The sequence below is a fragment of the Variovorax sp. GW821-FHT10D07 genome, from assembly GCF_059415325.1.
The window spans coordinates 56,413-78,948 of sequence record NZ_JBWKMZ010000019.1 but is presented as its reverse complement, the minus strand read 5'-3'; the positions used below and the strand labels follow the sequence as shown (position 1 = coordinate 78,948).

Genomic DNA, 22,536 nt, shown 5'->3' with positions numbered 1-22,536 from the left:
GAGGACACCATGACCGCCGCAACTCCCGCCACCGAGCGCCGCTACCAGAGCGGCTTCGGCAACGAATACGCGTCCGAGGCCGTGCCCGGCGCGCTGCCGCAGGGCCGCAACAACCCGCAGCGCGGGCCCTTCGACCTCTACACCGAGCTGCTCTCGGGCACCGCCTTCACCGCGCCGCGCCACGAGAACCGCCGCACCTGGCTCTACCGCCGCCAGCCCTCGGTGGTGTCGGGCCGCTACCAGCCCTATGCGCAGGCGCACTGGACCACCGGCGCCGACCGCGAGATCGCGCTGCCGCCCGAGCCGCTGCGCTGGCATCCGCAGCCGCTGGACGGCGCGGCCGAGCACGACTTCGTCGACGGCATGCACACCATCGCGGCCAACGGCGATGCCGAGTCGCAGGTCGGCATCGGCTCGCTGATGTACCTGGCGGGCCGCTCGATGGACAAGCGCGCCTTCGTCAACGCCGACGGCGAGATGCTGGTGGTGCCGCAGCAGGGCCGGCTGGTCATCACCACCGAGCTCGGCGTGCTCGAGGTGAAGCCCGGCGAGATCGCGCTGCTGCCGCGCGGCATGGCCTTCAAGGTGGCGCTGCCCGACGGCCTCTCGCGCGGCTACGTCTGCGAGAACTACGGCGCGCACTTCCGCCTGCCCGAGCTCGGCCCGATCGGCTCGAACGGCCTGGCCAACGCGCGCGACTTCCAGGCGCCGGTGGCGGCCTTCGAAGCTGAAGACGGCGGCTACGAGATCGTCAAGAAGTTCGGCGGCCGCTTCTGGCACGCGCCGATGAAGCAGACGCCCTTCAACGTGGTCGCCTGGCACGGCAACCTCGCGCCCGTGAAGTACGACACCGCGCACTTCATGGTGATCGGCTCGATCAGCTTCGACCATCCCGATCCCTCGATCTTCACCGTGCTGACCTCGCCCAGCGACACGCCCGGCACCGCCAACTGCGACTTCGTGATCTTTCCGCCGCGCTGGATGGTGATGGAGAACACCTTCCGTCCGCCGTGGTTCCACCGCAACCTGATGAGCGAGTTCATGGGCCTGGTGCTCGGCGAGTACGACGCCAAGCCCGGCGGCTTCAAGCCCGGCGGCGCGAGCCTGCACAACAGCATGGTGCCGCACGGCCCCGACGAGGAAGCCTTCGACAAGGCCACCCACGCGGACCTCAAGCCGCACAAGCTCGACAACACGCTGGCCTTCATGTTCGAGAGCCGCTACCGTTTCATCCCGACCCGCTTCGCGCTGCAGAGCCAGGCGCTCGACACCGACTACGCCGACTGCTGGGCCGGCCTCAAGGACCAGTTCAAGCCATGAGCCCCGTCTTCGCCCTGACACGCCGCGCTGCGGTCCTCGCGCTGCTCGCCGCGCCCCTGTTCTCGCAGGCCGCGGACTTCCCCGCCAAGCCGATCCGCTTCATCGTGCCCTACACCCCGGGCGGCACCACCGATCTGGTGGCGCGCACCGTGGGCCAGAAGGTGTCGGAGAAGCTGGGCCAGCCGGTGCTGATCGACAACCGCGGCGGCGCGGGCGGCAACATCGGCATGGACGCCGTGGCCAAGGCCGCGCCCGACGGCTACACCATCGGCTTCGGCGCCATCTCGACCAATGCGCTGAACCCGCACATCTACAAGTCGATGGCCTTCGATCCGCGCAAGGACTTCACCGCCATCAGCCTGCTGGGCACCTCGACCATCGTGCTCGAAGTGCCGGCGGCCTCGCCGATCAAGTCGGTGGCCGACCTGATCGCGGCCGCGAAGAAGAACCCCGGCATGCCCTACGCCACCGCGGGCGCGGGCACCTCGATGAACCTGGCCGGCGTGATGTTCGCGCAGATGACCGGCACCGAGCTGACGCACGTGGCCTACAAGGGCAGCGGCCCGGCCATCACCGACATGCTGGGCAACAACATCGGCCTGATGTTCGACAACCTGCCGGCCTCGCTGCCGCACATCCAGGCCGGCAAGCTGCGCGCGCTGGCCGTGGCCGGGCCCACGCGCTCGCCCTCGCTGCCCGAGGTGCCGACCATCGCCGAGGCCGGCCTCAAGGGCTATGCGCTCGAGCCCTGGTTCGGCGTCTACGGCCCCGCCAACCTGCCGGCGCCGATCGTGAAGGCGCTCAACGAGGCCTTCGTGGAGGCGCTCGCGCAGCCCGACGTGAAGGCCAAGCTGGCGCAGGCCGGCTTCTCGCCGCGCGGCTCGAGCGCGCAGGAACTGGCCACGCTCACGCAGACCGAGTATCAGCGGCTCGGCGAGGTGGCGAAGAAGGCCGGCATGACGGCCGAGTGAACCGAACACCGCAACGAAAGACACATCCATGACCACCGCACTGAACGCCACCCACGACCCGAAGCTGCGCAGCTGGGTCGCCTCGGCCAATGAAGCCGGCAGCGACTTCCCGATCCAGAACCTGCCCTTCGGCCGCTTCCGCGCCGCCGGCAGCACCGAGGCCTTCCGCATCGGCGTCGCCATCGGCGACCAGGTGCTCGACCTGCGCGCCGCGGGCCTGGTCGACAGCGACGACATGAACGCGCTGATGGCCGCGGGCACCAAGGAGCGCCAGGCGCTGCGCGCCGCGCTCTCGGCCGGCCTCGCCGAAGGCAGCGACAAGCAGGCCGCCTGGTCGAAGGCGCTGCTTGCGCAGGCGCAGGCCGAGATGACCGTGCCTTGCCGCATCGGCGACTACACCGACTTCTACACCGGCATCCACCACGCGACCACCATCGGCAAGCTGTTCCGTCCCGACCAGCCGCTGATGCCCAACTACAAGTGGGTGCCGATCGGCTACCACGGCCGCGCCTCCTCGATCGGCGTGAGCGGCCAGGTCTTCAAGCGCCCGCAGGGCCAGACCAAGGCCCCCGATGCCGCCGAGCCCAGCTTCGGCCCGTCGAAGCGCCTGGACTACGAACTCGAGCTCGGCTTCCTCGTCGGCCGCGGCAATGCGCTCGGCGAGCCGATCGCCATCGGCGAGGCCGAGGAGCATCTGTTCGGCGTGACCCTGCTCAACGACTGGTCGGCGCGCGACCTGCAGGCCTGGGAATACCAGCCGCTCGGCCCCTTCCTCGCGAAGAACTTCGCGAGCACGCTGTCGCCGTGGATCGTGACCATGGAAGCGCTCGCGCCCTTCCGCGCGAAGTTCGAGCGGCCCGAGGGCGATCCGCAGCCGCTGCCCTACCTCGACGCGCCGTCGAACCGCGCGGCCGGCGCGCTCGACATCACGCTCGAGGTGCTGCTGCAGACCGCGAAGATGCGCGAAGCCGGCGAGGCGCCGGTGCGCCTCACGCTCGGCAACACCACCGAGGCCGCCTACTGGACCGCGGCGCAGCTGGTGACGCACCACACGGTGAACGGCTGCAACCTGCAGCCCGGCGACCTGCTGGGCTCGGGCACGCTCTCGGGCCCGAAGCCCGACCAGGCCGGTTCGCTGATGGAGCTCACGCTCGGCGGCAAGCAGGCGGTGACCTTGCCCAACGGAGAGAAGCGCACCTTCCTCGAGAACGGCGACACGCTGGTGATGCGCGGCTGGTGCGAGCGCGCGGGCGCGGTGCGCATCGGGCTCGGCGAGGTCAGCGGCACGGTGGTCTGACGCCACACCGGCGTTCGCCATGCGCAAGGCGGTGGAGGCGGCAACGCCTTCACCGCCTTTTTCACGTCAGGGCCTCAAGGCTTCGGCGCGATCACGAGCGCGAGGCCGTCGGGATTGCGCGGGTCGGACACCGGCACCGGCGCATTGCCCACGACCTGGATCGCCTGGATGTTCTGGCCGCCGGCCAGTCCGTCCTGCATGGTCCAGCCGCGTGCGCGCAGGTTGTCGGCCGTGGCCGCGGGGAAGCGCTCCGCCTCGTAGTAGATGACGTTGTCGGGCAGCAGCTGGTGGTGGAAGCGCGGTTGCGCCTGCGCCTGGTCGAGCGGCAGCTTGTAGTCGAGCACGTTGACCAGCACCTGGTAGACCGCCGTGAAGATGCGCGAGCCGCCGGGCGTGCCGAGCACCAGCGCGAGCTTGCCGTCCTTCACCGCGATGGTCGGGCTCATCGACGACAGCGGGCGCTTGTTGGGCTGGATCGAGTTGACGTCGCCGCCGACCACGCCGAACTGGTTCGGCACGCCGGGCTTGGCGGAGAAGTCGTCCATCTCGTTGTTCAGCAGGAAGCCCGCGCCCTCGACCACGATGCCGCTGCCGAAGCCGCCGTTGAGCGTGTAGGTGATGGCCAGTGCGTTGCCCCACTTGTCGACCACCGAGAAGTGCGTGGTCTGCGGCTTCTCGCCGGTGCTGACCGGCGGCACGGGGTCGGTGCCGAGGCCGGGCTTCACCTTGGCCAGCGGCGTCGGCGTGGCGGGGTTGACCTCGGCCGCGCGGCCCTTGAGGTAGTCGTCCGCCAGCAGCTTCAGCATCGGCACCTGGTAGAAGTCCGAGTCGCCGAGGTACTGCGCGCGGTCCGCGAACACGCGCTTCTCCATCTCCGCCGTGAGGTGCACGTACTGCGCCGAGTTGAGCGGCGCCTTGGCGAACTGCGGCTCGAGGTCCTTCTTCATCTTGAGCAGCTGCCCGATGCCGAAGCCGCCCGAGCTCGGCGGCGGCGCGGTGTAGACCGTGTGGCCGTTCCAGTCGATGGCCACGGGATCGCGCCACACCGCCTGGTAGTTCTTCAGGTCGTTCTTGCTGATGAGGCCGCCGGTACGTCCCATCTCGGCCACCAGCAGGTCGGCCGTCTTGCCGGTGTAGAACTCGCTGCCGCCGTTGTCGCTGATGCGCTGCAGCGTGTCGGCCAGCTCGGACTGCTTGAACAGCTGGCCCTTGATCATCTTGCCGCCGAAGTACTTGTTGAAGTTCGAGCGGCTGTTGACGGTGGTCAGCTCGGCCGTCGAGTACGCGACGAAGCCGTTGCGCGCATAGGCGATGGCCGGTGCCAGCACCTGTGCCCAGCTGAGCTTGCCGAAGCGCTGGTGCGCGGTCCACATGCCAGCGACCGAGCCCGGCACGCCCGCGGCCAGCGAGCCATCGAGGCTCAGGCCCGGGATCACGTCGCCGTTCTTGTCGAGGTACATGGTGGGCGTGGCCGCGCCCGGTGCCTTCTCGCGGAAGTCGAGGAAGTAGGGCTTGCCGTTCATCCAGGTCGTCATGAAGCCGCCGCCGCCGAGGTTGCCCGCCTCGGGCAGGGTCACGGCGAGCGCGAAGGCCGTGGCGACACCGGCATCGACGGCATTGCCGCCCGCGTCGAGGATCTGCTTGGCGGCGGCCGCGCCGAACTGGTCGGGCGATGCGACGGCCCCGGCGTTGAGCGTGGTGCTCTCGGCCGGAGGCGACGCGGGGGGAACGATGGGTGCGAAGGCAGTGCCCGATCCACCACCGCCGCAAGCGGAAATACCGATGGTGGTGAACAGGATCAGGGAATGAAATGCGCGGCGCGACGTGGCGTGCGTGAAGGGCACTGTGAGTCTCCTCAAGTTGTGAATCTCTGGCATGCTCGCCAGGCTTTTTGGGGGGTGCGCACTCCCGGGGGCGGACTGTAGTGCCCGGTCCAGCCAGCGTCTAACGAAAGATTTTCGAGTTACCTATTCCGGATCCTCATGGAGACAAGAAAGCTGGCGCACCTGATCGAATTGGCGATGACCGGCTCCTTCAGCCGCGCGGCCGCCAACCTGCACCTCACGCAATCGGCACTGAGCAAGAGCATCCAGTCGCTCGAGATGGAACTCGGCGCGCCGCTGATCGAGCGCCTCGGGCGGCGCTGCACGACCACCGCCGCGGGCTCGCTGGTGGTCGAGCGCGCGCGCCGGCTGCTGGTCGATGTCGACAACCTCTCGATCGGCGTGAGGGACGAGGCCGTGCTCGAAGGCACGCTACGCGTGGGCTTCGGCGCCGGCCCCGGCGCGTGCATGAGCGCGGACTTCATCAACCACGTGCTCGAGGCGCATCCACGCGTGAAGCTGCTGGTGCGCCGCGGCACGGCGCGCTTCCTCATGAGCGCCTTGCGCGACCGCTCGATCGACGCGATCCTGATCGACGCGCGCTCGCTGGTGCTGTCCGACGAGCTCGTGGTCGAGCGCCTGGGCGGCCTCGCTGGCGGTGCCATCTGCCGCGTCGGCCATCCGCTGGCCGCGCGCCCGGCGGTCACGATGCAGGACCTGCTGCAGTACCCGATCCTCAGCACCGACGTGTCGGACGAGGTGGCCACGCTGACGAAGGAGCACTACGGCCTGACCGACGACGTGCGCCACTCGACCACCGTGGAGTCGGAGGAGCTCGAGCCCCTGATCGCCGCGACGGCGCGCTCCGACGCGATCTTCTTCGGCGCGCTCGCGGCCGCCGGCGAGCAGATCGCCGCGGGCCGATTGCGGCGCATCACGGTCGAGTCGCAGCTCGAGGTGTCGATCCCGGTCGCGCTCGTGCGCCTGGCCAGCAAGGGCGAACAGAAGCTGGTGCAGGTGGTGCGCGATTTCGCGGCCCACTGGTTCGAAGAACGGGAGACCCCATGAAGCCATCTTCATCACGCATCGCGAGGCGCGTGCTGGCGAGCGCGCTGGCCGGGCTCGCCTTCGGCGCGCTCGCGCAGGAGCAGACCATCCGCATCGGCCTGGTCGCGCCCATGAGCGGCGCGCTGGCCGTCTCGGGCAAGGCCAACCAGAAGGGCGGGCAACTGGCCGTGGACGAACTCAATAGCCAGCAGTTGCGCATCGGCGGGCAGCGCGCGCGCTTCGAGCTGATGGCCGAGGACGACGCGGGCGACCCGAAGCAGGGCACCGCGGCCGCGCAGAAGCTGGTCGATGCCAGGGTCAACGGCGTGGTCGGCCACCAGACCTCGGGCTCGGCCATTCCCGCCTCGCGGCTCTACAGCGAGGCCGGCATTCCGCAGGTCTCGCCTTCGGTCACTGCGCCCAAGTACACCGACCAGGGTTTCAAGACCACCTTCCGCATCGTCGCCGGCGACGCCAGCATCGGCGACGCCATCGCCACCCATGCGGTGCAGCGGCTGGGCATGAAGCGCTTCGCGATCGTCGACGACCGCAGCTCCTACGGCCACGGCATCGCCGAGGAGTTCGCCAAGGCGGCCGTGCGCGCGGGCGGCACGATCGTCGGCCGCGAACATGCGAGCGACAAGAGTAGCGACTTCTCGGCCATCCTCACGGCGATCAAGGCGCAGCAGCCCGACGCGATCTTCGTCGGCGGCATGTATGCGATGGCCGGCCCGATGCTGCGCCAGATGAAGCAGCTCGGGCTCGGTGCCAGCGTGCTCGGCGGCGACGGCATCTGCGACAACGAACTGCTGCGCCTGGCCGGCGGCGCGGCGCGCGACGACCAGGTGTTCTGCGCGGCCTCGGGCGAGATCGAGGACGACCGCGAAGGCCGACTGCGCGACTTCAGGAAGGCCTACCGCCAGCGCTTCGACATGGACCCGGAGCTGGTCTCGCTGTATTCCTACGATGCGGTGAAGGTGCTCGCGGACGCGATGCGCCGCGCCGATTCCGCGAAGCCCGAGACCTACCTGCCCTTCCTGGCGCGCACGCGCGACTACGCCGGGCTCACGGGCAGGATCTCCTTCGATGCCAAGGGCGACCTGCTGCATCCGCAGCTGGCGCTCTACACCTTCAGGCGCGGCGTGCGCGCGCACCTGGCGACGATCCAGATGCCCTGAGCGGTTGGCTCAACGCACCTTGAACACGGCCTGGTCGGCCTGCAGGCTGTAGGGCGCGACGCGCGCCTTGTAGGCCAGCAGGCTCTGGATCACGCGGCGCGCATCGGCGTCGGCGCGCGCGCTGGCATCGAGCTCCACGCGCGTGGCCTCGCGCAGGGCCTCGACGACGGCTGGCGGCAGCGGCTCGATGCGCGTGCCGCGCGCCTCGAGTTCGCGCATCGCCACCGCGTTGCGGTCGTTGGCGCGCGCGATCGAGCGCAGCGCGGCCGCCTGCGCCGACTGCCGCACGATCTGCTGCAGGTCGGCCGGCAGCGCGAGGAACTTCGCGCGGCCGATGAACAGGTGCATCGCCACGTCGGGCTCGTGCCAGGGCGCGACGTAGTGCGGCGCATAGCGCGCGAGCGGCAGCGTCGCGTCGATCGCGGGACCGACCACGTCGGCCGCGTCGATGCGGCCCTCGGCGAAGGCCGGCACGATCTGCCCCAGCGGCAGGTTCACCGGCACCGCGCCCACGCGCGCCAGCACGCGGCCCGGAAAGCCCGCGATGCGCACGCGCACGCCGCGCAGGTCCTCGGGCATGCGCAACGGCTTCGCGAACCAGCCGCCCATCTGGATGCCGGTGTGGCCCGCCGTCAGCGGCAGCACGTCCAGCGGCGCCAGCACCGCCTCGAACAGCGCCTGGCCACCGCCCTCGTTGAGCCAGCCTTCCTGCTCGACCGGCAGCAGACCGAAGGGCACGGCGGTGAAGAAGTCGATCGCGGGCACTTCGGCGGCGTAGTACTGCGCCGTGGTGTGAACGAGATCGAACTCGCCAGCGCGCAGCGCCTGCAGCAGGCCCGCGGGCTTGCCATGGCGCGCGGGATCGATGGTCTCGATGCGCAGGCGCCCGCCCGAGGCGGCGTTCACGGTGTCGGCGAAGTCGAGCGCGGCTTCGTGCAGCAGCGGCAGGCTGGTGGGCCACGAGGTGCCCATGCGCCACACGATGGGTTGGGTGGCCGGTGGCGCGGCGGCGGGTGCCGCGCAGCCGGCGAGCGACAGCGCGAGCGCGCACGGCAGCAGGAGCGCGGCCAGGCCGCGGCGCAGGAGAGCGAAGTTCCCGGGCATGGCCATCACTCCGCCACGATGCGCTTGTCCGCGGCCAGCTTGCTCCAGCGCGCGATCTCGGCCTTCAGGTAGTCCTGCGCCTGGGCCGGCGTGCCGCCCGCGACGTCGGTGCCCAGCGCCGCGAGCTTGTCGCGCACCTCGGGCGACTGCAGCGTGCGGTTCATCGCATCGGCGAGCGCGTCGACCACCGGCTTGGGCAGGCCGGCCGGGCCCATCAGCATGTACCAGGCGCCGATCTCGTAGTCGGGCACGCCGGCCTCGATCACCGTCGGCACCTCGGGCAGGCTGGCCGCGCGCTGGCGCGATGTGACGGCGAGCGCGCGCAGCTTGCCGGCCTTCACCTGCTGCAGCACGGTGGGCACGGTGTCGAAGTTCACGTCGACCTGGCCCGCGATCAGGTCGGCCAGCGCCGCGCCGCTGCCCTTGTAGGGCACGTGCGTCATGGTGGTCCGCGTGGCCTGCTGGAACAGCTCGGCCGCGAAGTGCTGTTGCGTGCCCGCGCCCGAGGAGGCGTAGTTGACGCCGCCCGGCTTGGTCTTCGCGAAGGCGATGAATTCCTGCAGCGTCTTCACGGGCAGGCTCGCGGGCACGGTCACCACCTGCGGCACGCTGCCGATCAGCGTGATGGCGGTGAAGTCGCGCGCCGCCGCGTAGGGCAGCTTCGGCATGATCGCCGGCACCATCGCGTTCGAGCTCACGTGACCCAGCAGCAGCGTGTAGCCGTCGGGCCGCGCGCGCGCCGCCGCGGCGGTCGCGATGGTGCCGCTGGCGCCGGCGCGGTTCTCGACGATCACCGGCTGCTTCAGCAGCTCGGACAGGCGCGGCGCGACCTGGCGCGCGATCAGGTCGGTGCCGCCGCCGGGCGCGAAGCCCACCAGCAGCGTGACCGGCTTGGCCGGCCAATGCTCCTCGGCGGCCGCGGGCAACAGCCCGAGCAGCACCCAGGCTGCGAGCGCGGCGCCGGCCGCGCGCATGCGTTGTCTCGTCGTCATGCTTGTCTCCTTTGTTCTGCGCGCGCCCGACTCAGTGGAATTCCGTCAGGCTGCCGAAGCCCGGGAACTGATCCTTGATGCCCATCCTGCGCAGCGCCGACCAATAGATCACCGGGCCCGAGGCGAAGACCGGCTTCCTGAGCCACTTCTCGGCATCGTTGGCCACGCGCGCATAGGCCAGGTTGGTGCCCAGCTGCAGGATCGCGTCGGGCTTGGCGGCCTCGCAGCGCAGGGTGGCCTCGGCGAGCTGCTCGTAGGTCTGCGAGGCGACGTGGATGATGCTCTTGCACTTGAGCCCCTCGACGTGCACCACCTCGAAGCCGCGCGACGTGAAATAGCTGATGGCGTTGGTCTCGATCACCGGGTAGTAGGGCGTGAGCAGCGCGATGCGCTTCGCGCCGCAGAGCTTGAAAGCCTGCTCGGCCGACTGCGCGCCCATGGTCACCGGCACGCCCGAGAGCTTCTCGAGGTGCTCGAGCAGCGCGAAGCTGCCCTTCTCGCCGCCCATGTAGCTCTGCGAGGACATGCCGAGCACGAGGTGGTCGATCAGCGCTTCCTTGAGGCGGCGCACCGAGTCGTCGAGGTTGGCCGTGACGTTGCGCATGATCACCGACCAGTCCTCGTCCTGCGCGATCTTCTGGTTCGGCACGTAGTAGCGGTCGATGGCGTTGATCACGCCGCGCGGACGCATGTCCATCATCTCGTTCTCGACGTTCACGTTCGGTCCCGGCGTCATCACGCCGATCACGCCACGCGGACCGAGGGCGTTGGTGTAGCGGTCGGTGTCGTGGGTCGAACCTGCGATTTCGACGATGCCTTGCTGGAATGCATTCATAAATTGCCTTTTGAAGCTGGATTGGGAGAGTTTCGGGGGTTCAAGTGCTGCAAATGAATGCGTTCAATGTAGCGGAGGCCGACCGGCTCGGTCAACACTTTGAATTCAAATGGCCGAAAATTCTCCCTTTCAAGGGCCTCAACAGGCGATTTCATCAAAAAATGAATTCATAATTGCCCATGGCCAAAGAATTCGTTCACAACGATCTGCTCGGAAACCTGCGCGAAGTGTTCGTGCAGGGCGAGTTCCCGCCGGGCAGCAAGGTGCCCGAAGCCCTGCTGTGCGAGCGCTTCGGCATCTCGCGCACGCCGCTGCGCGAGGCGCTCAAGGTGCTGGCCGCCGAAGGCCACGTCGAGCTGCTGCCCAACCGCGGCGCGCGCGTGCGCGAGCTGTCGCTCGAGGAGGTGGAGGGGCTGTTCGCGGTGGCCGGCGCGCTCGAGGCGCTGGCCGGCGAGCAGGCGGCCGCGCGCGTCACCGACGCGCAGCTCGCGGAGATCACCGCGCTGCACGAGCGCATGCGCAGTGCCTTCGCGGCGCGCGACATGGCGAGCTACTACGCGCTGAACCGCGGCATCCACGAGACCATCGTGCAGGCCACGCGCAACCCGGTGCTGCTCGACCAGTACGCGCTGATCAACGCGCGCATCCGGCGCATCCGCTTCAACTCGCCGATGACGCCCGAGATCTGGTCGCGCGCGATGGCGGAACACGAGGGCATGCTCAACGCGCTGGCGCGGCGCGACGCGGCCTCGCTGTCGGGCATCCTCAAGACGCACCTGAAGCACAAGTGCGAGGCGATCCTCGAGGGGATGAAGGCCGCGGCCGACGCGACCGCGGCGCAGGCTGCGAGTGGATCGCGGCGCAAGGCGGCCTGAACGCGCAGGACCGCCTCCCCGGGGAAAGCCCCCTGCCCCCAGTCCGTCACGCTTGATACGATTTTTCCGCAAACGCCCATTCCACAGGCGTCGGAGACAAGATGGACCTGGACATCCCCAGCGGCGCCGCCGAGGCGCTGTACCGCACCATGGTGCGCATCCGCGCGTTCGAGAACGCGGCCGAGACGGCCAGCCAGGGCGGCGTGAGCGCCTATGGGCAGCAGGCCGGCGGCGCGGCCAAGGTGCGCGGGCCGCTGCACCTGTCGACCGGGCAGGAGGCGGTGCCGGCCGGCGTCTGCGCGCACCTGCGCGCGAGCGACTACCTCACGTCCACGCATCGCGGCCACGGCCACACGCTGGCCAAGGGCGCCGACCTCGCACGCATGATGTGCGAGCTGTTCGGCAAGGCCACGGGCTTCAACGGCGGCAAGGGCGGCTCGATGCACATCGCCGATTTCTCGGTCGGCATGCTGGGCGCCAACGGCGTGGTGGCGGCCGGGCTGCCGATCGCGGTGGGCGCGGCGCATGCGCAGAAGGTGCTGGGCCAGGGCGACGCCCTCACGGTCTGCTTCTTCGGCGACGGCGCGATCAACCGCGGCCCCTTCCTCGAGGCGCTGAACTGGGCCCGCGTGTACGAGCTGCCGGTGCTGTTCGTCTGCGAGGACAACCGCTGGAGCGCGACCACCGCGAGCGGCCCGATGACCGCGGGCGAAGGCGCTTCGGCGCGCGCCGAAGCGCTGGGCATCGCGGCCACGCAGGTCGACGGCAACGACGTGTTCGCGGTGCACGCGGCCGCGGCGCGGCTGGTGGCCGAGGTGCGCGGAGGCGGCGGACCGCGTCTGCTGCATGCGCTGACCTACCGCGTGAAGGGCCACGTGTCGGTCGACCTCGCGGCCTACCGCGATCCGGCCGAGCTGGCGGCGGCGCTCGAGACCGATCCGCTGGCCCGCGCGCGCGGCCGGCTGCTGGAAGCCGGGCTCGAGGCGGCGGCGCTCGATGCGATCGAGAACGCGGCCACGGCCGAGGTCGAGGCCGCCCTCGCCACCGCCGACGCGGCGCCCTGGCCCGAGGCCGGCGCCGCCTTCACCGACGTGCAGACCACGGGAGCCGGGCAATGGCACTGAACGCAGCGAACACCGTGGAAGAACTCAGCTACTCCGAAGCCGCCGTGCGCGCGATCGCGCGCGAGATGGAGGCCGACGCGCGCGTGGTCGTGCTCGGCGAGGACGTGGGCCGCGGCGGCATCTTCGGCCAGTACAAGGGGCTGCAGCAGCGCTTCGGCGAGCGGCGCGTGATCGACACGCCGATCAGCGAGGCCGCGATCATGGGCGCGGGCGTGGGCATGGCGCTCGCGGGCCTGCGGCCGGTGGTCGAGATGCGCGTGGTCGACTTCGCGCTGTGCGGCATGGACGAACTGGTGAACCAGGCCGCCAAGAACCGCTTCATGTTCGGCGGCCAGGGCCGCGTGCCGCTGGTGGCGCGCATGCCGGGCGGCATCTGGGACGCCTCGGCGGCGCAGCACTCGCAATCGCTCGAGGCCTGGTTCGCGCACCTGCCGGGCGTGGTGGTGGTGAGCCCGTCGACGCCGCAGGACAACCATTCGCTGCTGCGCGCGGCGCTGCAGTGCGGCGACCCGGTGGTCTACATCGAGCACAAGACGCTGTGGGGCGCGCGCGGCCCGGTCGACGAGACGCTGGCGGTGCCGCTGGGCAAGGCGGCGCGGCGGCGCGCGGGCGACGCGCTCACGCTGGTGAGCTGGAGCCGGCAGGCGCAGGTCTGCGCCGAGGCCTGCGAGCGGCTCGCGGCCGAGGGCATCGCGGTCGACCTGATCGACCTGCGCACGCTGTGGCCCTGGGACCGCGAGACGGTGTTCGAATCTTGCGCGCGCACCGGCCGGCTGCTGGTGGCCCACGAGGCGGTGCAGGCCGCGGGCTTCGGCGCCGAGATCGCGGCCAGCGCGGCCGAGGCCACGGGCTGCCGCATCGCGCGGCTCGGCGCGCCGCGCATTCCGGTCGGCTATGCGCCGGTGCTCGAGGCGCAGTCGCGCGTGGGCGTCGACGCCATCGTCGCGGCGGCGAAGAAGCTGGCCGGCTGACACGCGCCCCGCGCACCCATGGACCCGCTGTTCTTCAAGCTGGTGCGCGTGGTCAACCTCACGGCGCGGCCGTTCCACGAACGCGTGGGCCGCGAGCACCAGCTCACGCTCAACGAGTGGCGCACGATGGCGGTGCTGGGCGCGCAGCCCGGGCTCACCGCCTCGCAGGTGGCCGACCAGACCGGTCTCGACAAGATGGCGGTGAGCCGCGCGCTGGCCGGCCTCAAGCGCCACCGGCGCGTGCAGTGCCGCGAGGATCCGACCGACCAGCGCAGGAGCCGGCTGCACCTCACGGCCACGGGCAAGGCGCTGCACGAGACGGTGGGCGCGCTCGGGCGCGAACGCGAGGCCGCGCTGTTCGCCGGCATCGACGCCGCCGAACTCGCACGGCTGGGCGCGACGCTGGACCGGCTCACCGAGGCCGTGCAGCGCGCCGACTGAGGGCCCGGCTCAGGCCGCGAAACCGCCGTCGATGTTGAGCCCGGCGCCGGTCACGAACGCGGCCTCGGGGCTCGCGAGGTAGGCCACCATGCCCGCGATCTCGTCGGCGTGGCCGTGGCGGTCGAGCGCCATGAAGCTGTGCATGGTCGCGGCCATCGGGCCGTTGGCCGGGTTCATGTCGGTATCGACCGGGCCGGGCTGCACGTTGTTGACCGTGATGGCGCGCGGGCCGAGGTCGCGCGCCAGGCCCTGCACCAGGCCCGTGAGCGCCGACTTGCTCATGGCGTAGATGCTGCCGCCCGCGAAGGGCATGCGCTCGGCGTTGGTGCTGCCGATGTTGACGATGCGCCCGCCGCTGCCCATGTGCGCCAGCGCGGCCTGGATGGCGACGAACACGGCGCGCACGTTGACGGCGATGGTGCGGTCGAAATCGGCCAGCGTGAGCTGGTCGACCGGCCCCAGGTGCAGCACGCCGGCGCTGTTGACCAGGATGTCGATGCGGCCGCCGAAGTGGCGCGCCGCCTGATCGATGCCGGCCTTGAGCGCCTCGGCGTCGGCGCTGTCGATCTTCAGCGCGAGCGCGCGGCCGCCCTCGGCCTCGAGGCTGCGCGCGAGTTCCTCGGCGACGGTCTGCGAGCTGCTGTAGCTGAAGGCCACGGCGGCGCCGTCGCGCGCCAGGCGACGCACGATGGCCGCGCCGATGCCGCGCGAGCCGCCGGTGACGAAGGCGACCTTGCCGGCGAGGACGGGGGTCGGGGAGGTGGTGGTGGAGGTCATGGTTTTTTCCTGGATGAGTGGGTTGGAAGGCCTCCAGTCTCTGCCTTCGATTGCGTTTGCGGTAGCCATCAATCGGTTCCATCAAATTCAACCATTGGTTGAAAATGGCGCGATGGAACCGCTCAATCACCTCGCTTCCTTCGTGCAGAGCGCCGAGGGCGGCAGCTTCTCGGCCGCCGCGCGCCGCCTCGGCCTGACGCCGGCCGCGGTCAGCAAGAACGTGGCGCGGCTGGAGGCGCGGCTCGGCGTGCGGCTGTTCCAGCGCAGCACGCGCCGGCTCACGCTGACCGAGGGCGGCGAGCGCTTCCTGGCGCAGATCGGCGGCGCGCTCGCCACCCTGCAGGAGGCGGTGGCCGGCATCGACAAGGACGACGGCCAGCCCTCGGGCACGCTCAAGGTCAGCATGGGCCAGGCCTTCGGCCGCACGCACGTGCTGCCGATGATGGGCGACTTCCTCGCGCGCTACCCGGCGATCGTGCCGGACTGGCACTTCGACAACCTGCAGGCCGACCTCGTCGGCGAGGGCTTCGACGCGGCCATCGGCGGCGGCTTCGAGCTGTCGGCCGGGCTGGTGGCGCGCGAGCTGGCGCGCATCCACGTGGTGGCGGTGGCAGCGCCGGCCTACATGGCGCAGCGGCGGATGCCGCGCCATCCGTCGGAGCTGGCGGCGCTCGACGCGCTGGTGCGCCGCTCCTCGCCCACGGGCCGGCTGCGCAGCTGGACGCTGCGGCATGCGCGCGGCACGGCGAAGGAGGCGGAGGTCACGGTCGAGCTGCCGCGCCCGCGCGCGATCTTCAACGACCCCGAGGCCATCGCGCAGGCCGCGCTGATGGGGCTGGGCGTGGCGATGCTGCCGATGCCCTTCGTGGAGCAGGGACTGCGCGACGGCAGCCTGTTGCGGCTGCTGCCCGAGTGGCACCACGACGCGGGCGCGGTCTGGCTCTACTACCCGAGCAAGAAGCTGCTGCCGCCGAAGACGCGGGCCTTCGTCGACTTCGTGCTCGAACGCTTTCGCGAGGAGCGGTTCGCGCAGCGCATGCAGGTGGGCTGAGCGCCGCGCCGGGCCGCCCCAGGCAAGCTCGCACCGCAGTGCGAAGCACGAAGGTACTTCAATGAACCGCGCCCGGGGTTTTCACCCGCGACGGGCGCGGCACGCGCCTGTACAAAGGCGCGCATGACTTCTTCCCCTCTCCACTTCCCGTCCCGGCGTGCGCTGCTCGCCGCCTCGGTCGCCGCCGCCGCGACGCTGCTCGCCGCCCCCTCGTGGGCGCAAGGCACCTGGCCCACCAAGCCGGTGCGCATCGTCGTGCCCTTCGCCGCGGGCGGCACCACCGACATCCTCGCGCGCGCGATCGCGCCCGAGCTCTCGAAGGCCTTCGGCCAGCAGTTCATCGTCGACAACCGCGCGGGCGCGGGCGGCAACCTGGGCGCGGAGATCGTCGCGCGCGCACCGAACGACGGCTACACGCTGCTGATGGGCACGGTGGGCACGCACGGCATCAACCGCGCGCTCTATCCGAAGCTGCCCTTCGACCCGATCAAGGACTTCGCGCCGATCACCATGGTGGCCGCGGTGCCGAACGTGATGGAGATGAACGCCGAGAAGGCGAAGACGCTCGGCATCCACAACGTGCAGGACTTCATCAAGTACAGCAAGGCCAACCCCGGCAAGTTCAACATGGCCTCGAGCGGCAGCGGCACCTCGATCCATCTCGCGGGCGAGCTGTTCAAGAGCATGACTGGCACCTTCATGGCCCACATCCCCTACAAGGGCTCGGGCCCGGCCCTGCTCGACATGGTGGCCGGCAACGCCGACGTGATGTTCGACAACCTGCCCTCGTCGATGGCGCAGATCAAGGCCGGCAAGCTCACGGCACTGGCCGTGACCAGCGCGCAGCGTTCGCCCGCGCTGCCCGACGTGCCGACGGTGGAAGAGGCCGGCGGCCCGACGCTCAAGGGCTTCGAGGCCAGCTCGTGGTTCGGGCTGCTGGCGCCGGCGGGCACCTCGCCCGAGATCGTCAACCGCATCCAGCAGGAAGTCGCCAAGTCGCTCGGCACGGCGGCGATCAAGGAGAAGATGCTGGCGCAGGGCGCGATCCCGAGCGGCAACACGCCGGCCGACTTCACGAAGCTCATCGCGAGCGAGCACGTGAAGTGGGCGAAGGTGGTGAAGGAGTCGGGCGCGAAGGTGGACTGAGGGAGTCCCGCCCGAGTGAAGATTCAGCGCCCGTCCGTCGCGGACTGGCGCCGGACACCGGCCGCCGCGCGGCCGGTTGTCCGACCCGAACTCAGGTGGTCCAGGTCACGTCCTTGTTTTCGGCCAGCGATTCCTTGAGCATGTGCAGCAGCGGCGTGGCGCGCTGGTGCAGCGCCACATGCTGTTTTTCGGCGTCGTGGGTGTGGTCCTCGACCGCGAATTCGTCATGGTTGTGGGTGTTGCTTTTCTCGCGTGCGAGCGCGGCCTCGATGGCCGAGATCGCCCCGGGAATCTGCTCGACCGTGATGATTCCTTGCGCCGAAGGCGACTTGCCGACGATGTCGAACAACTGGCGCGCGTGCGTCTCGAGCATCACGAAATCCGACGAGGCCCTGGACTGGAAACGATAGAGCATGGGGGTGTCCCTTTCACTTGTAGAGATGATCACGCGTGAAAGGGTACACCGATTGCGCACCGCGCAAAGTGCCGTGATCGACCTTGCCGTCGGGCTTGGTCGAGACCATCTGGTACAGGCCGATCCAGCCCTGCTCGAAGCTCATGGCCGAGCCCGCGAGGTAGAGCCGGTAGGCGCGCAGGATGCGCTCGGCGTTGGCGTGCTGGCGCTCGCTGCCGCCATTGCGCAGCACGGCGCGCGCGGTCTCGAGCTGCGCCTCGAGCGCGTCGGACCAGGCCCACAGCGTGCGTGCGTAGTGCGGCCGCAGGCTCTCGACGTCGACGATCTCCAGGCCGGCCGCCGCGGTCTCGCGCAGCACGTGCGTGACGTGCAGCAGCTCGCCGCCCGGGAAGATGTACTTCTCGATGAAGTCGCCCATGCCGTTGCCGAGCTGGCGGTAGTTGAGCTGGCCCGAGGTGATGCCGTGGTTCATCAGCAGGCCGCCGGGTGCCAGCAATGAATGGATCTTGGCGAAGTAGGTCGGCATGTTGGCCGCGCCCACGTGCTCGAACATGCCCACCGAGGAGATCTTGTCGAACGGCCGCTCGGCCGACAGCTCGCGGTAGTCGCGCAGCTCGACGCGCACGCGGCCCGTGAGGCCCTTCTCCTCGATCAGGCGCTGCACATGCGCATGCTGGTTGCGCGACAGCGTGATGCCGGTGGCGTCGACGCCGTAGTGCTCGGCCGCCCACAGCAGCAGGCCGCCCCAGCCCGAGCCGACGTCGAGGTAGCGCTCGCCGGGCTTGAGCATCAGCTTGCGGCAGATGTGGTCGAGCTTGGCTTCCTGCGCCTGCGCCAGCGTGAGGTCGGGCGTCGCGTAGTAGGCGCACGAGTAGACCCGGCGCGGGTCGAGCCACAGCGCGTAGAAGTCGTCGGAGACGTCGTAGTGGAACTCGATCTGGGCGGCGTCCTTGCGCAGCGAGTGCGAGCCGCGCGACTTGGCCAGGTGCTGCAGGCGGCTCCACCATCCGGTGTCGGTCTCGGCCGGGTTGCCGGGCAGCAGCCCGACGGTGGCGTCGATCAGGTCGCGCATCGCGCCCTCGATCTGCACCTTGCCCTCGACGTAGGCCTCGCCGATCGCGCCTACCTGTCGGCCTGCGAGCTTGGCCAGGGCGGACCATTCCGAGAAAGCCAGCGTGACACGCGAACCGGCTGCCGCCACCCGTCGCCCATCGGGCAATTGCAGTGCCACGGGCACGGGAAGCGAAGCCAGCTGCGACTCGATCTTGGGTATCAAGCTTTGCATGGGCCGCATGGTATTGATTTTTCGAGCTTCTTGCATGCGGTTGCATCGGGCGGCCCGGATCGCATCGCGGGGACGCCGGCCGGCGCCGGCACCGGCGGGCCCGATGTGCTTCGGGAAAATCCGTTTGACACCAGATTGTTTATGTCTAAACTATTCAACCATGAACAGCATCGCCCACGCCCCGTCCATGGACCTCCAACGCATCCTGTGCATCGGCGGCGGGCCCGCCGGCCTGTACTTCGCGCTGCTGATGAAGGCGCGCAACCCGGCCCTCCAGATCACGGTGGTGGAGCGCAACCGGCCCTTCGACACCTTCGGCTGGGGCGTGGTGCTCAGCGACCAGACGCTCGCGAACCTGCGCGCGGCCGACGCCGAGTCCGCCACGCTGATCGGCGACGACTTCCACCACTGGGACGACATCCAGGTCTTCTTCAAGGGCCGCCAGGTGCGCTCGGGCGGCCACGGCTTCTGCGGCATCGGCCGCAAGCGGCTGCTCAACATCCTGCAGGAGCGCTGTCTCGCGCTCGGCGTCGAGCTGGTGTTCGAGACCGACGTGACCGACGACCAGGCGCTGGCCGCGAAGTACGAGGCCGACCTGGTGATCGCGAGCGACGGCCTCAACAGCCGCATCCGCCAGCGCTATGCCGACGTGTTCCAGCCCGACATCGACCTGCGCCAGTGCCGCTTCGTCTGGCTCGGCACGCACCAGACCTTCGATGCCTTCACCTTCGCCTTCGAACAGACCGAGCACGGCTGGTTCCAGGCCCACGCCTACCAGTTCGACAAGGACACCTCGACCTTCATCGTCGAGACGCCCGAGGCCGTGTGGCAGGCCCACGGCCTCGACAAGATGGAGCAGCCCGAGGCGATCGCCTTCTGCGAGAAGCTGTTCGCGAAGTACCTCGGCGGCCACACGCTGATCAGCAACGCCACGCACCTGCGCGGCTCGGCCAACTGGATCCGCTTCCCGCGCGTGGTGTGCGAGCACTGGACGCACCGCGTCGACATCGGCGGCCGCTCGGTGCCCGTGGTGTTGATGGGCGATGCCGCGCACACGGCGCACTTCTCGATCGGCTCGGGCACCAAGCTCGCGCTCGAAGACGCGATCGACCTGGCCAACGAATTCGCGGCCGGCGGCAGCACCGACCAGGTGCTCGAGCAGTACGAGGCGCGCCGCAGCGTCGAGGTGCTCAAGATCCAGAACGCCGCGCGCAACTCCACCGAATGGTTCGAGAACGTGCCGCGCTACACCGGCATGGAGATCGAGCAGTTCGCTTATTCGCTGCTCACGCGCTCGCAACGCATCAGCCACGAGAACCTGCGGCTGCGCGACACCAAGTGGCTCGGCGGCTACGAGCAGTGGCTGGCCGGCGGCAAGGCCGTCGCGCCGATGCTGATGCCGCTCAAGGTGCGCGGCCTCGAACTCAAGAACCGCATCCTGGTGTCGCCGATGGCGACCTACAGCGCGGTCGACGGCGTGCCGCAGGACTTCCTGCTGGTGCACCTGGGCGCGCGCGCGCTCGGCGGCGCGGCGATGGTGTTCGTCGAGATGACCAGCCCCACGCCCGAAGGCCGCATCACGCCCGGCTGCACCGGCCTCTACAACGACGAGCAGCAGGCCGCGTTCAAGCGCATCGTCGACTTCGTGCACACGCAGTCGAGCGCGAAGATCGCGATGCAGCTCGGCCACAGCGGCCCCAAGGGCTCGACGCAGGTGGGCTGGGAAGGCACCGACGAGCCGCTGCCCAGCGGCAACTGGCCGCTGCTGGCCGCCAGCGCGCTACCCTACGGCGAGCAGAACCAGCTGCCGGCCGCGATCACGCGCGCCGAGATGGACACGCTGCGCGATCAGTTCGTGGCATCGACCCGGCGCACGGCCGAGGCCGGCTTCGACTGGCTCGAGCTGCACTGCGCGCACGGCTACCTGCTGTCGGCCTTCATCAGCCCGCTGACCAACCTGCGCGAGGACGAGTACGGCGGCAGCCTCGAGAACCGCTGCCGCTATCCGCTCGAGGTGTTTCGCGCGATGCGCGCCGCCTGGCCGGCCGACAGGCCGATGAGCGTGCGCATCTCGGCCCACGACTGGGCGCCGGGCGGCAACACCGATGCCGACGCGGTGGCGATCGCGCGCTTCTTCAAGGACGCGGGCGCCGACTTCATCGACGTCTCCTCGGGCCAGACCACGCGCGCCGCCAAGCCGGTCTACGGCCGCATGTACCAGACGCCGTTCGCCGACCGCATCCGCAACGAGGTCGGCATCTCGACCATCGCCGTGGGCGCGATCACCGAGGCCGACCAGGCCAACAGCATCATCGCGGCCGGCCGCGCCGACCTCTGCGCGATCGCGCGGCCACACCTGGCCGACCCGGCCTGGACGCTGCACGAGGCCGCCAAGCTGCAGAGCCGCGCCGTCGACTGGCCGAAGCAGTACCTGAGCGGGCGCGACCAGATGTACCGCGAGATCGCCAAGCAGCAGCAGATGGCGGCGGCAGCCACCGCCGCGATGGCCGCGGCGCAGAGCGAAGAAACGCACTGATCACCGGCGGCACCCCATGGACCTCGAAGCCCGCGCCCACGCCGAGCATCCCGAAGCGCTGCGGCTGTGGCTGCGCCTGCTGACCTGCACGCAGCTGATCGAGAAGGAAGTGCGCAACGGGCTGCGCGCGCAGTTCACCACCACGCTGCCGCGCTTCGACCTGATGTCGCAGCTCGAGCGCTCGCCCGAGGGACTGAAGATGAACGAGCTCTCGCGCCGGATGATGGTGACCGGCGGCAACGTGACCGGCATCACCGACCAGCTCGTGACCGAGGGCCTGGTCGAGCGCGTCGACGTCGAGGGCGATCGCCGCGCCTGGCGCGTGCGGCTCACGCCGCGCGGCCGCAAGCTGTTCCACGAGATGGCGCAGCAGCACGAGGACTGGATCGTCGGGGCCTTCGCGGGCCTCACGGGCAAGGAGATCGCGCAGCTGCACAAGCTGCTCGGCAAGGTCAAGCAACACTCACAGAGCCAGACACTGGCGGAGGCCGAATGAAGCATTACATCGGTGCGGGCAATCCCATGCACGCGCAATTCGAAGCGAAGGCGGCCTATGCCGCGAAGCACTTCGCCTGGCACTACGACAACGGCGTGGGCACCATCACGCTGAACCGCCCCGAGCGCAAGAACCCGCTGACCTTCGACTCGTACGCCGAGCTGCGCGACCTGTTCCGCGCGCTCAACTACGCGAGCGACGTGAAGGTGATCGTGGTCACGGGCGCGGGCGGCAACTTCTGCTCGGGCGGCGACGTGCACGAGATCATCGGCCCGCTGACCGGCATGCGCATGCCCGAGCTGCTCGAGTTCACGCGCATGACGGGCGACCTGGTGAAGGCGATCCGCGCCTGCCCGCAGCCCATCGTCGGCGCCATCGACGGCGTGTGCGCCGGCGCCGGCGCGATGATCGCGCTGGCCTGCGACCTGCGCTACGGCTCGCCCGCCACGCGCACCGCCTTCCTGTTCACGCGCGTCGGCCTGGCCGGCGCGGACATGGGCGCCTGCGCGCTGCTGCCGCGCGTGATCGGCCAGGGCCGCGCTTCCGAGCTGCTGTTCACCGGCCGTGCGATGACCGCGCAGGAGGGCCATGCCTGGGGCTTCTTCAACGCGCTGCACGAAAGCGACGCGCTGCTCGAGGCCGCGACCAAGATGGCGCGCGAGCTGGCCGAGGGCCCGAGCTTCGCGCACGGCATGACCAAGACCATGCTGGCGCAGGAATGGTCGATGACCATCGACCAGGCGATCGAGGCCGAGGCGCAGGCACAGGCGATCTGCATGCAGACCGAGGACTTCCGCCGCGCCTATGAGGCCTTCGCGGCCAAGCGCAAGCCGGTGTTCGGCGGGGACTGAG

Annotated in this window: 21 protein-coding genes; 14 read left to right on the top strand and 7 right to left on the bottom strand. The window is 70.0% G+C overall.

Features of this window, described 5'->3' with window-relative positions:
- Positions 1 to 9 precede the first annotated feature (9 nt).
- From hmgA to fahA, 3 genes are read left to right on the top strand one after another with little or no spacing between them, the layout of a single operon-like run.
- Positions 10 to 1,320 (top strand): homogentisate 1,2-dioxygenase, encoded by a 1,311-nt coding sequence (gene hmgA, locus AC07PU_RS37010; RefSeq protein ID WP_495322996.1) that lies wholly within the window; start codon positions 10 to 12, stop codon positions 1,318 to 1,320.
- Entirely contained in the window at positions 1,317 to 2,291 is a 975-nt protein-coding gene (locus tag AC07PU_RS37005) for a Bug family tripartite tricarboxylate transporter substrate binding protein (protein ID WP_495322995.1), read from the top strand. Before hmgA ends, AC07PU_RS37005 begins: the two co-directional genes overlap by 4 nt.
- A 28-nt stretch (positions 2,292 to 2,319) precedes the next feature.
- Positions 2,320 to 3,588 (top strand): fumarylacetoacetase, encoded by a 1,269-nt coding sequence (gene fahA / locus AC07PU_RS37000; protein ID WP_495322994.1) that lies wholly within the window; start codon positions 2,320 to 2,322, stop codon positions 3,586 to 3,588.
- Positions 3,589 to 3,662: 74 nt separating this feature from the next.
- Here fahA and ggt read toward each other — a convergent pair whose 3' ends face one another.
- A complete protein-coding gene (ggt, locus tag AC07PU_RS36995) occupies positions 3,663 to 5,465 on the bottom strand; it encodes a gamma-glutamyltransferase (RefSeq protein ID WP_495322993.1) in 1,803 nt (600 codons plus the stop codon).
- 105 nt (positions 5,466 to 5,570) lie between these two features.
- Here ggt and AC07PU_RS36990 point away from each other — a divergent pair, with 105 nt between their 5' ends.
- Both AC07PU_RS36990 and AC07PU_RS36985 read left to right on the top strand, forming a co-directional pair.
- The gene (locus tag AC07PU_RS36990; protein ID WP_495322992.1) at positions 5,571 to 6,479 is read left to right on the top strand and encodes a LysR family transcriptional regulator; all 909 of its coding nucleotides are present in this window, start codon (positions 5,571 to 5,573) and stop codon (positions 6,477 to 6,479) included.
- Positions 6,476 to 7,636, top strand: a complete 1,161-nt coding sequence (locus tag AC07PU_RS36985) for a branched-chain amino acid ABC transporter substrate-binding protein (protein ID WP_495322991.1) — start codon at positions 6,476 to 6,478, stop codon at positions 7,634 to 7,636. Before AC07PU_RS36990 ends, AC07PU_RS36985 begins: the two co-directional genes overlap by 4 nt.
- A 9-nt stretch (positions 7,637 to 7,645) precedes the next feature.
- On the opposite strand, the gene AC07PU_RS36980 is transcribed toward AC07PU_RS36985, so the two are convergent.
- The 3 genes from AC07PU_RS36980 to AC07PU_RS36970 are packed head-to-tail and all read right to left on the bottom strand — an operon-like array spanning position 7,646 to position 10,567.
- Complete coding sequence (locus AC07PU_RS36980; RefSeq protein ID WP_495322990.1) at positions 7,646 to 8,740, bottom strand: TRAP transporter substrate-binding protein; 1,095 nt, start codon at positions 8,738 to 8,740, stop codon at positions 7,646 to 7,648.
- Positions 8,741 to 8,745: 5 nt separating this feature from the next.
- Entirely contained in the window at positions 8,746 to 9,732 is a 987-nt protein-coding gene (locus AC07PU_RS36975) for a tripartite tricarboxylate transporter substrate binding protein (protein WP_495322989.1), read from the bottom strand.
- A 31-nt stretch (positions 9,733 to 9,763) separates the two neighbouring features.
- Positions 9,764 to 10,567, bottom strand: coding sequence for a maleate cis-trans isomerase family protein (locus AC07PU_RS36970; protein WP_093351091.1), 804 nt, complete (start codon positions 10,565 to 10,567; stop codon positions 9,764 to 9,766).
- A 179-nt stretch (positions 10,568 to 10,746) separates the two neighbouring features.
- Between AC07PU_RS36970 and AC07PU_RS36965 the strand changes: the two genes are divergently transcribed.
- The 4 genes from AC07PU_RS36965 (at position 10,747) to AC07PU_RS36950 (ending at position 13,978) form a co-directional block, all read left to right on the top strand.
- Positions 10,747 to 11,442, top strand: coding sequence for a GntR family transcriptional regulator (locus AC07PU_RS36965; RefSeq protein ID WP_495322988.1), 696 nt, complete (start codon positions 10,747 to 10,749; stop codon positions 11,440 to 11,442).
- 101 nt (positions 11,443 to 11,543) lie between these two features.
- Entirely contained in the window at positions 11,544 to 12,566 is a 1,023-nt protein-coding gene (locus AC07PU_RS36960) for a thiamine pyrophosphate-dependent dehydrogenase E1 component subunit alpha (protein WP_395349720.1), read from the top strand.
- Positions 12,557 to 13,537 carry an alpha-ketoacid dehydrogenase subunit beta gene (locus AC07PU_RS36955; protein WP_495322987.1) on the top strand — a complete coding sequence of 327 codons (981 nt, stop codon included), beginning with the start codon at positions 12,557 to 12,559 and terminating at the stop codon, positions 13,535 to 13,537. The genes AC07PU_RS36960 and AC07PU_RS36955 overlap by 10 nt, the downstream gene beginning before the upstream one ends.
- Before the next feature lie 18 nt (positions 13,538 to 13,555).
- Positions 13,556 to 13,978 (top strand): MarR family winged helix-turn-helix transcriptional regulator, encoded by a 423-nt coding sequence (locus AC07PU_RS36950; RefSeq protein WP_495322986.1) that lies wholly within the window; start codon positions 13,556 to 13,558, stop codon positions 13,976 to 13,978.
- A 9-nt stretch (positions 13,979 to 13,987) separates the two neighbouring features.
- On the opposite strand, the gene AC07PU_RS36945 is transcribed toward AC07PU_RS36950, so the two are convergent.
- The gene (locus tag AC07PU_RS36945; protein WP_495322985.1) at positions 13,988 to 14,755 is read right to left on the bottom strand and encodes an SDR family oxidoreductase; all 768 of its coding nucleotides are present in this window, start codon (positions 14,753 to 14,755) and stop codon (positions 13,988 to 13,990) included.
- A 112-nt stretch (positions 14,756 to 14,867) separates the two neighbouring features.
- Here AC07PU_RS36945 and AC07PU_RS36940 point away from each other — a divergent pair, with 112 nt between their 5' ends.
- Positions 14,868 to 15,806, top strand: coding sequence for a LysR family transcriptional regulator (locus AC07PU_RS36940; protein WP_495322984.1), 939 nt, complete (start codon positions 14,868 to 14,870; stop codon positions 15,804 to 15,806).
- A 123-nt stretch (positions 15,807 to 15,929) separates the two neighbouring features.
- Positions 15,930 to 16,952, top strand: coding sequence for a Bug family tripartite tricarboxylate transporter substrate binding protein (locus AC07PU_RS36935; RefSeq protein WP_296796410.1), 1,023 nt, complete (start codon positions 15,930 to 15,932; stop codon positions 16,950 to 16,952).
- Between the two features lie 91 nt (positions 16,953 to 17,043).
- On the opposite strand, the gene AC07PU_RS36930 is transcribed toward AC07PU_RS36935, so the two are convergent.
- Complete coding sequence (locus tag AC07PU_RS36930; RefSeq protein WP_057593162.1) at positions 17,044 to 17,367, bottom strand: DUF1840 domain-containing protein; 324 nt, start codon at positions 17,365 to 17,367, stop codon at positions 17,044 to 17,046.
- Between the two features lie 13 nt (positions 17,368 to 17,380).
- On the bottom strand, positions 17,381 to 18,652 hold the full coding sequence (locus AC07PU_RS36925) for a class I SAM-dependent methyltransferase (RefSeq protein ID WP_296780377.1): 1,272 nt from the start codon (positions 18,650 to 18,652) through the stop codon (positions 17,381 to 17,383).
- Positions 18,653 to 18,839: 187 nt separating this feature from the next.
- On the opposite strand from AC07PU_RS36925, the gene AC07PU_RS36920 reads away from it, so the two are divergent.
- The 3 genes from AC07PU_RS36920 to AC07PU_RS36910 are packed head-to-tail and all read left to right on the top strand — an operon-like array spanning position 18,840 to position 22,535.
- The gene (locus AC07PU_RS36920) at positions 18,840 to 21,188 is read left to right on the top strand and encodes a bifunctional salicylyl-CoA 5-hydroxylase/oxidoreductase (RefSeq protein ID WP_495322983.1); all 2,349 of its coding nucleotides are present in this window, start codon (positions 18,840 to 18,842) and stop codon (positions 21,186 to 21,188) included.
- 16 nt (positions 21,189 to 21,204) lie between these two features.
- Positions 21,205 to 21,684 carry a MarR family winged helix-turn-helix transcriptional regulator gene (locus AC07PU_RS36915; RefSeq protein WP_093351117.1) on the top strand — a complete coding sequence of 160 codons (480 nt, stop codon included), beginning with the start codon at positions 21,205 to 21,207 and terminating at the stop codon, positions 21,682 to 21,684.
- Positions 21,681 to 22,535: an enoyl-CoA hydratase family protein gene (locus tag AC07PU_RS36910; RefSeq protein WP_057593158.1), complete on the top strand. Its 855-nt coding sequence runs from the start codon at positions 21,681 to 21,683 to the stop codon at positions 22,533 to 22,535. The genes AC07PU_RS36915 and AC07PU_RS36910 overlap by 4 nt, the downstream gene beginning before the upstream one ends.
- The last annotated feature ends 1 nt before the right edge of the window (position 22,536 follow it).

Excerpts from the sequence above, each read along its gene's own strand:
- hmgA (WP_495322996.1), top strand. The coding sequence starts at position 10 with ATGACCGCCGCAACTCCCGCCACCGAGCGCCGCTACCAGAGCGGCTTC.
- AC07PU_RS37005 (WP_495322995.1), top strand. The coding sequence starts at position 1,317 with ATGAGCCCCGTCTTCGCCCTGACACGCCGCGCTGCGGTCCTCGCGCTG.
- fahA (WP_495322994.1), top strand. The coding sequence starts at position 2,320 with ATGACCACCGCACTGAACGCCACCCACGACCCGAAGCTGCGCAGCTGG.
- ggt (WP_495322993.1), bottom strand. The coding sequence starts at position 5,465 with ATGCCAGAGATTCACAACTTGAGGAGACTCACAGTGCCCTTCACGCAC.
- AC07PU_RS36990 (WP_495322992.1), top strand. The coding sequence starts at position 5,571 with ATGGAGACAAGAAAGCTGGCGCACCTGATCGAATTGGCGATGACCGGC.
- AC07PU_RS36985 (WP_495322991.1), top strand. The coding sequence starts at position 6,476 with ATGAAGCCATCTTCATCACGCATCGCGAGGCGCGTGCTGGCGAGCGCG.
- AC07PU_RS36980 (WP_495322990.1), bottom strand. The coding sequence starts at position 8,740 with ATGCCCGGGAACTTCGCTCTCCTGCGCCGCGGCCTGGCCGCGCTCCTG.
- AC07PU_RS36975 (WP_495322989.1), bottom strand. The coding sequence starts at position 9,732 with ATGACGACGAGACAACGCATGCGCGCGGCCGGCGCCGCGCTCGCAGCC.
- AC07PU_RS36970 (WP_093351091.1), bottom strand. The coding sequence starts at position 10,567 with ATGAATGCATTCCAGCAAGGCATCGTCGAAATCGCAGGTTCGACCCAC.
- AC07PU_RS36965 (WP_495322988.1), top strand. The coding sequence starts at position 10,747 with ATGGCCAAAGAATTCGTTCACAACGATCTGCTCGGAAACCTGCGCGAA.
- AC07PU_RS36960 (WP_395349720.1), top strand. The coding sequence starts at position 11,544 with ATGGACCTGGACATCCCCAGCGGCGCCGCCGAGGCGCTGTACCGCACC.
- AC07PU_RS36955 (WP_495322987.1), top strand. The coding sequence starts at position 12,557 with ATGGCACTGAACGCAGCGAACACCGTGGAAGAACTCAGCTACTCCGAA.
- AC07PU_RS36950 (WP_495322986.1), top strand. The coding sequence starts at position 13,556 with ATGGACCCGCTGTTCTTCAAGCTGGTGCGCGTGGTCAACCTCACGGCG.
- AC07PU_RS36945 (WP_495322985.1), bottom strand. The coding sequence starts at position 14,755 with ATGACCTCCACCACCACCTCCCCGACCCCCGTCCTCGCCGGCAAGGTC.
- AC07PU_RS36940 (WP_495322984.1), top strand. The coding sequence starts at position 14,868 with ATGGAACCGCTCAATCACCTCGCTTCCTTCGTGCAGAGCGCCGAGGGC.
- AC07PU_RS36935 (WP_296796410.1), top strand. The coding sequence starts at position 15,930 with ATGACTTCTTCCCCTCTCCACTTCCCGTCCCGGCGTGCGCTGCTCGCC.
- AC07PU_RS36930 (WP_057593162.1), bottom strand. The coding sequence starts at position 17,367 with ATGCTCTATCGTTTCCAGTCCAGGGCCTCGTCGGATTTCGTGATGCTC.
- AC07PU_RS36925 (WP_296780377.1), bottom strand. The coding sequence starts at position 18,652 with ATGCAAAGCTTGATACCCAAGATCGAGTCGCAGCTGGCTTCGCTTCCC.
- AC07PU_RS36920 (WP_495322983.1), top strand. The coding sequence starts at position 18,840 with ATGGACCTCCAACGCATCCTGTGCATCGGCGGCGGGCCCGCCGGCCTG.
- AC07PU_RS36915 (WP_093351117.1), top strand. The coding sequence starts at position 21,205 with ATGGACCTCGAAGCCCGCGCCCACGCCGAGCATCCCGAAGCGCTGCGG.
- AC07PU_RS36910 (WP_057593158.1), top strand. The coding sequence starts at position 21,681 with ATGAAGCATTACATCGGTGCGGGCAATCCCATGCACGCGCAATTCGAA.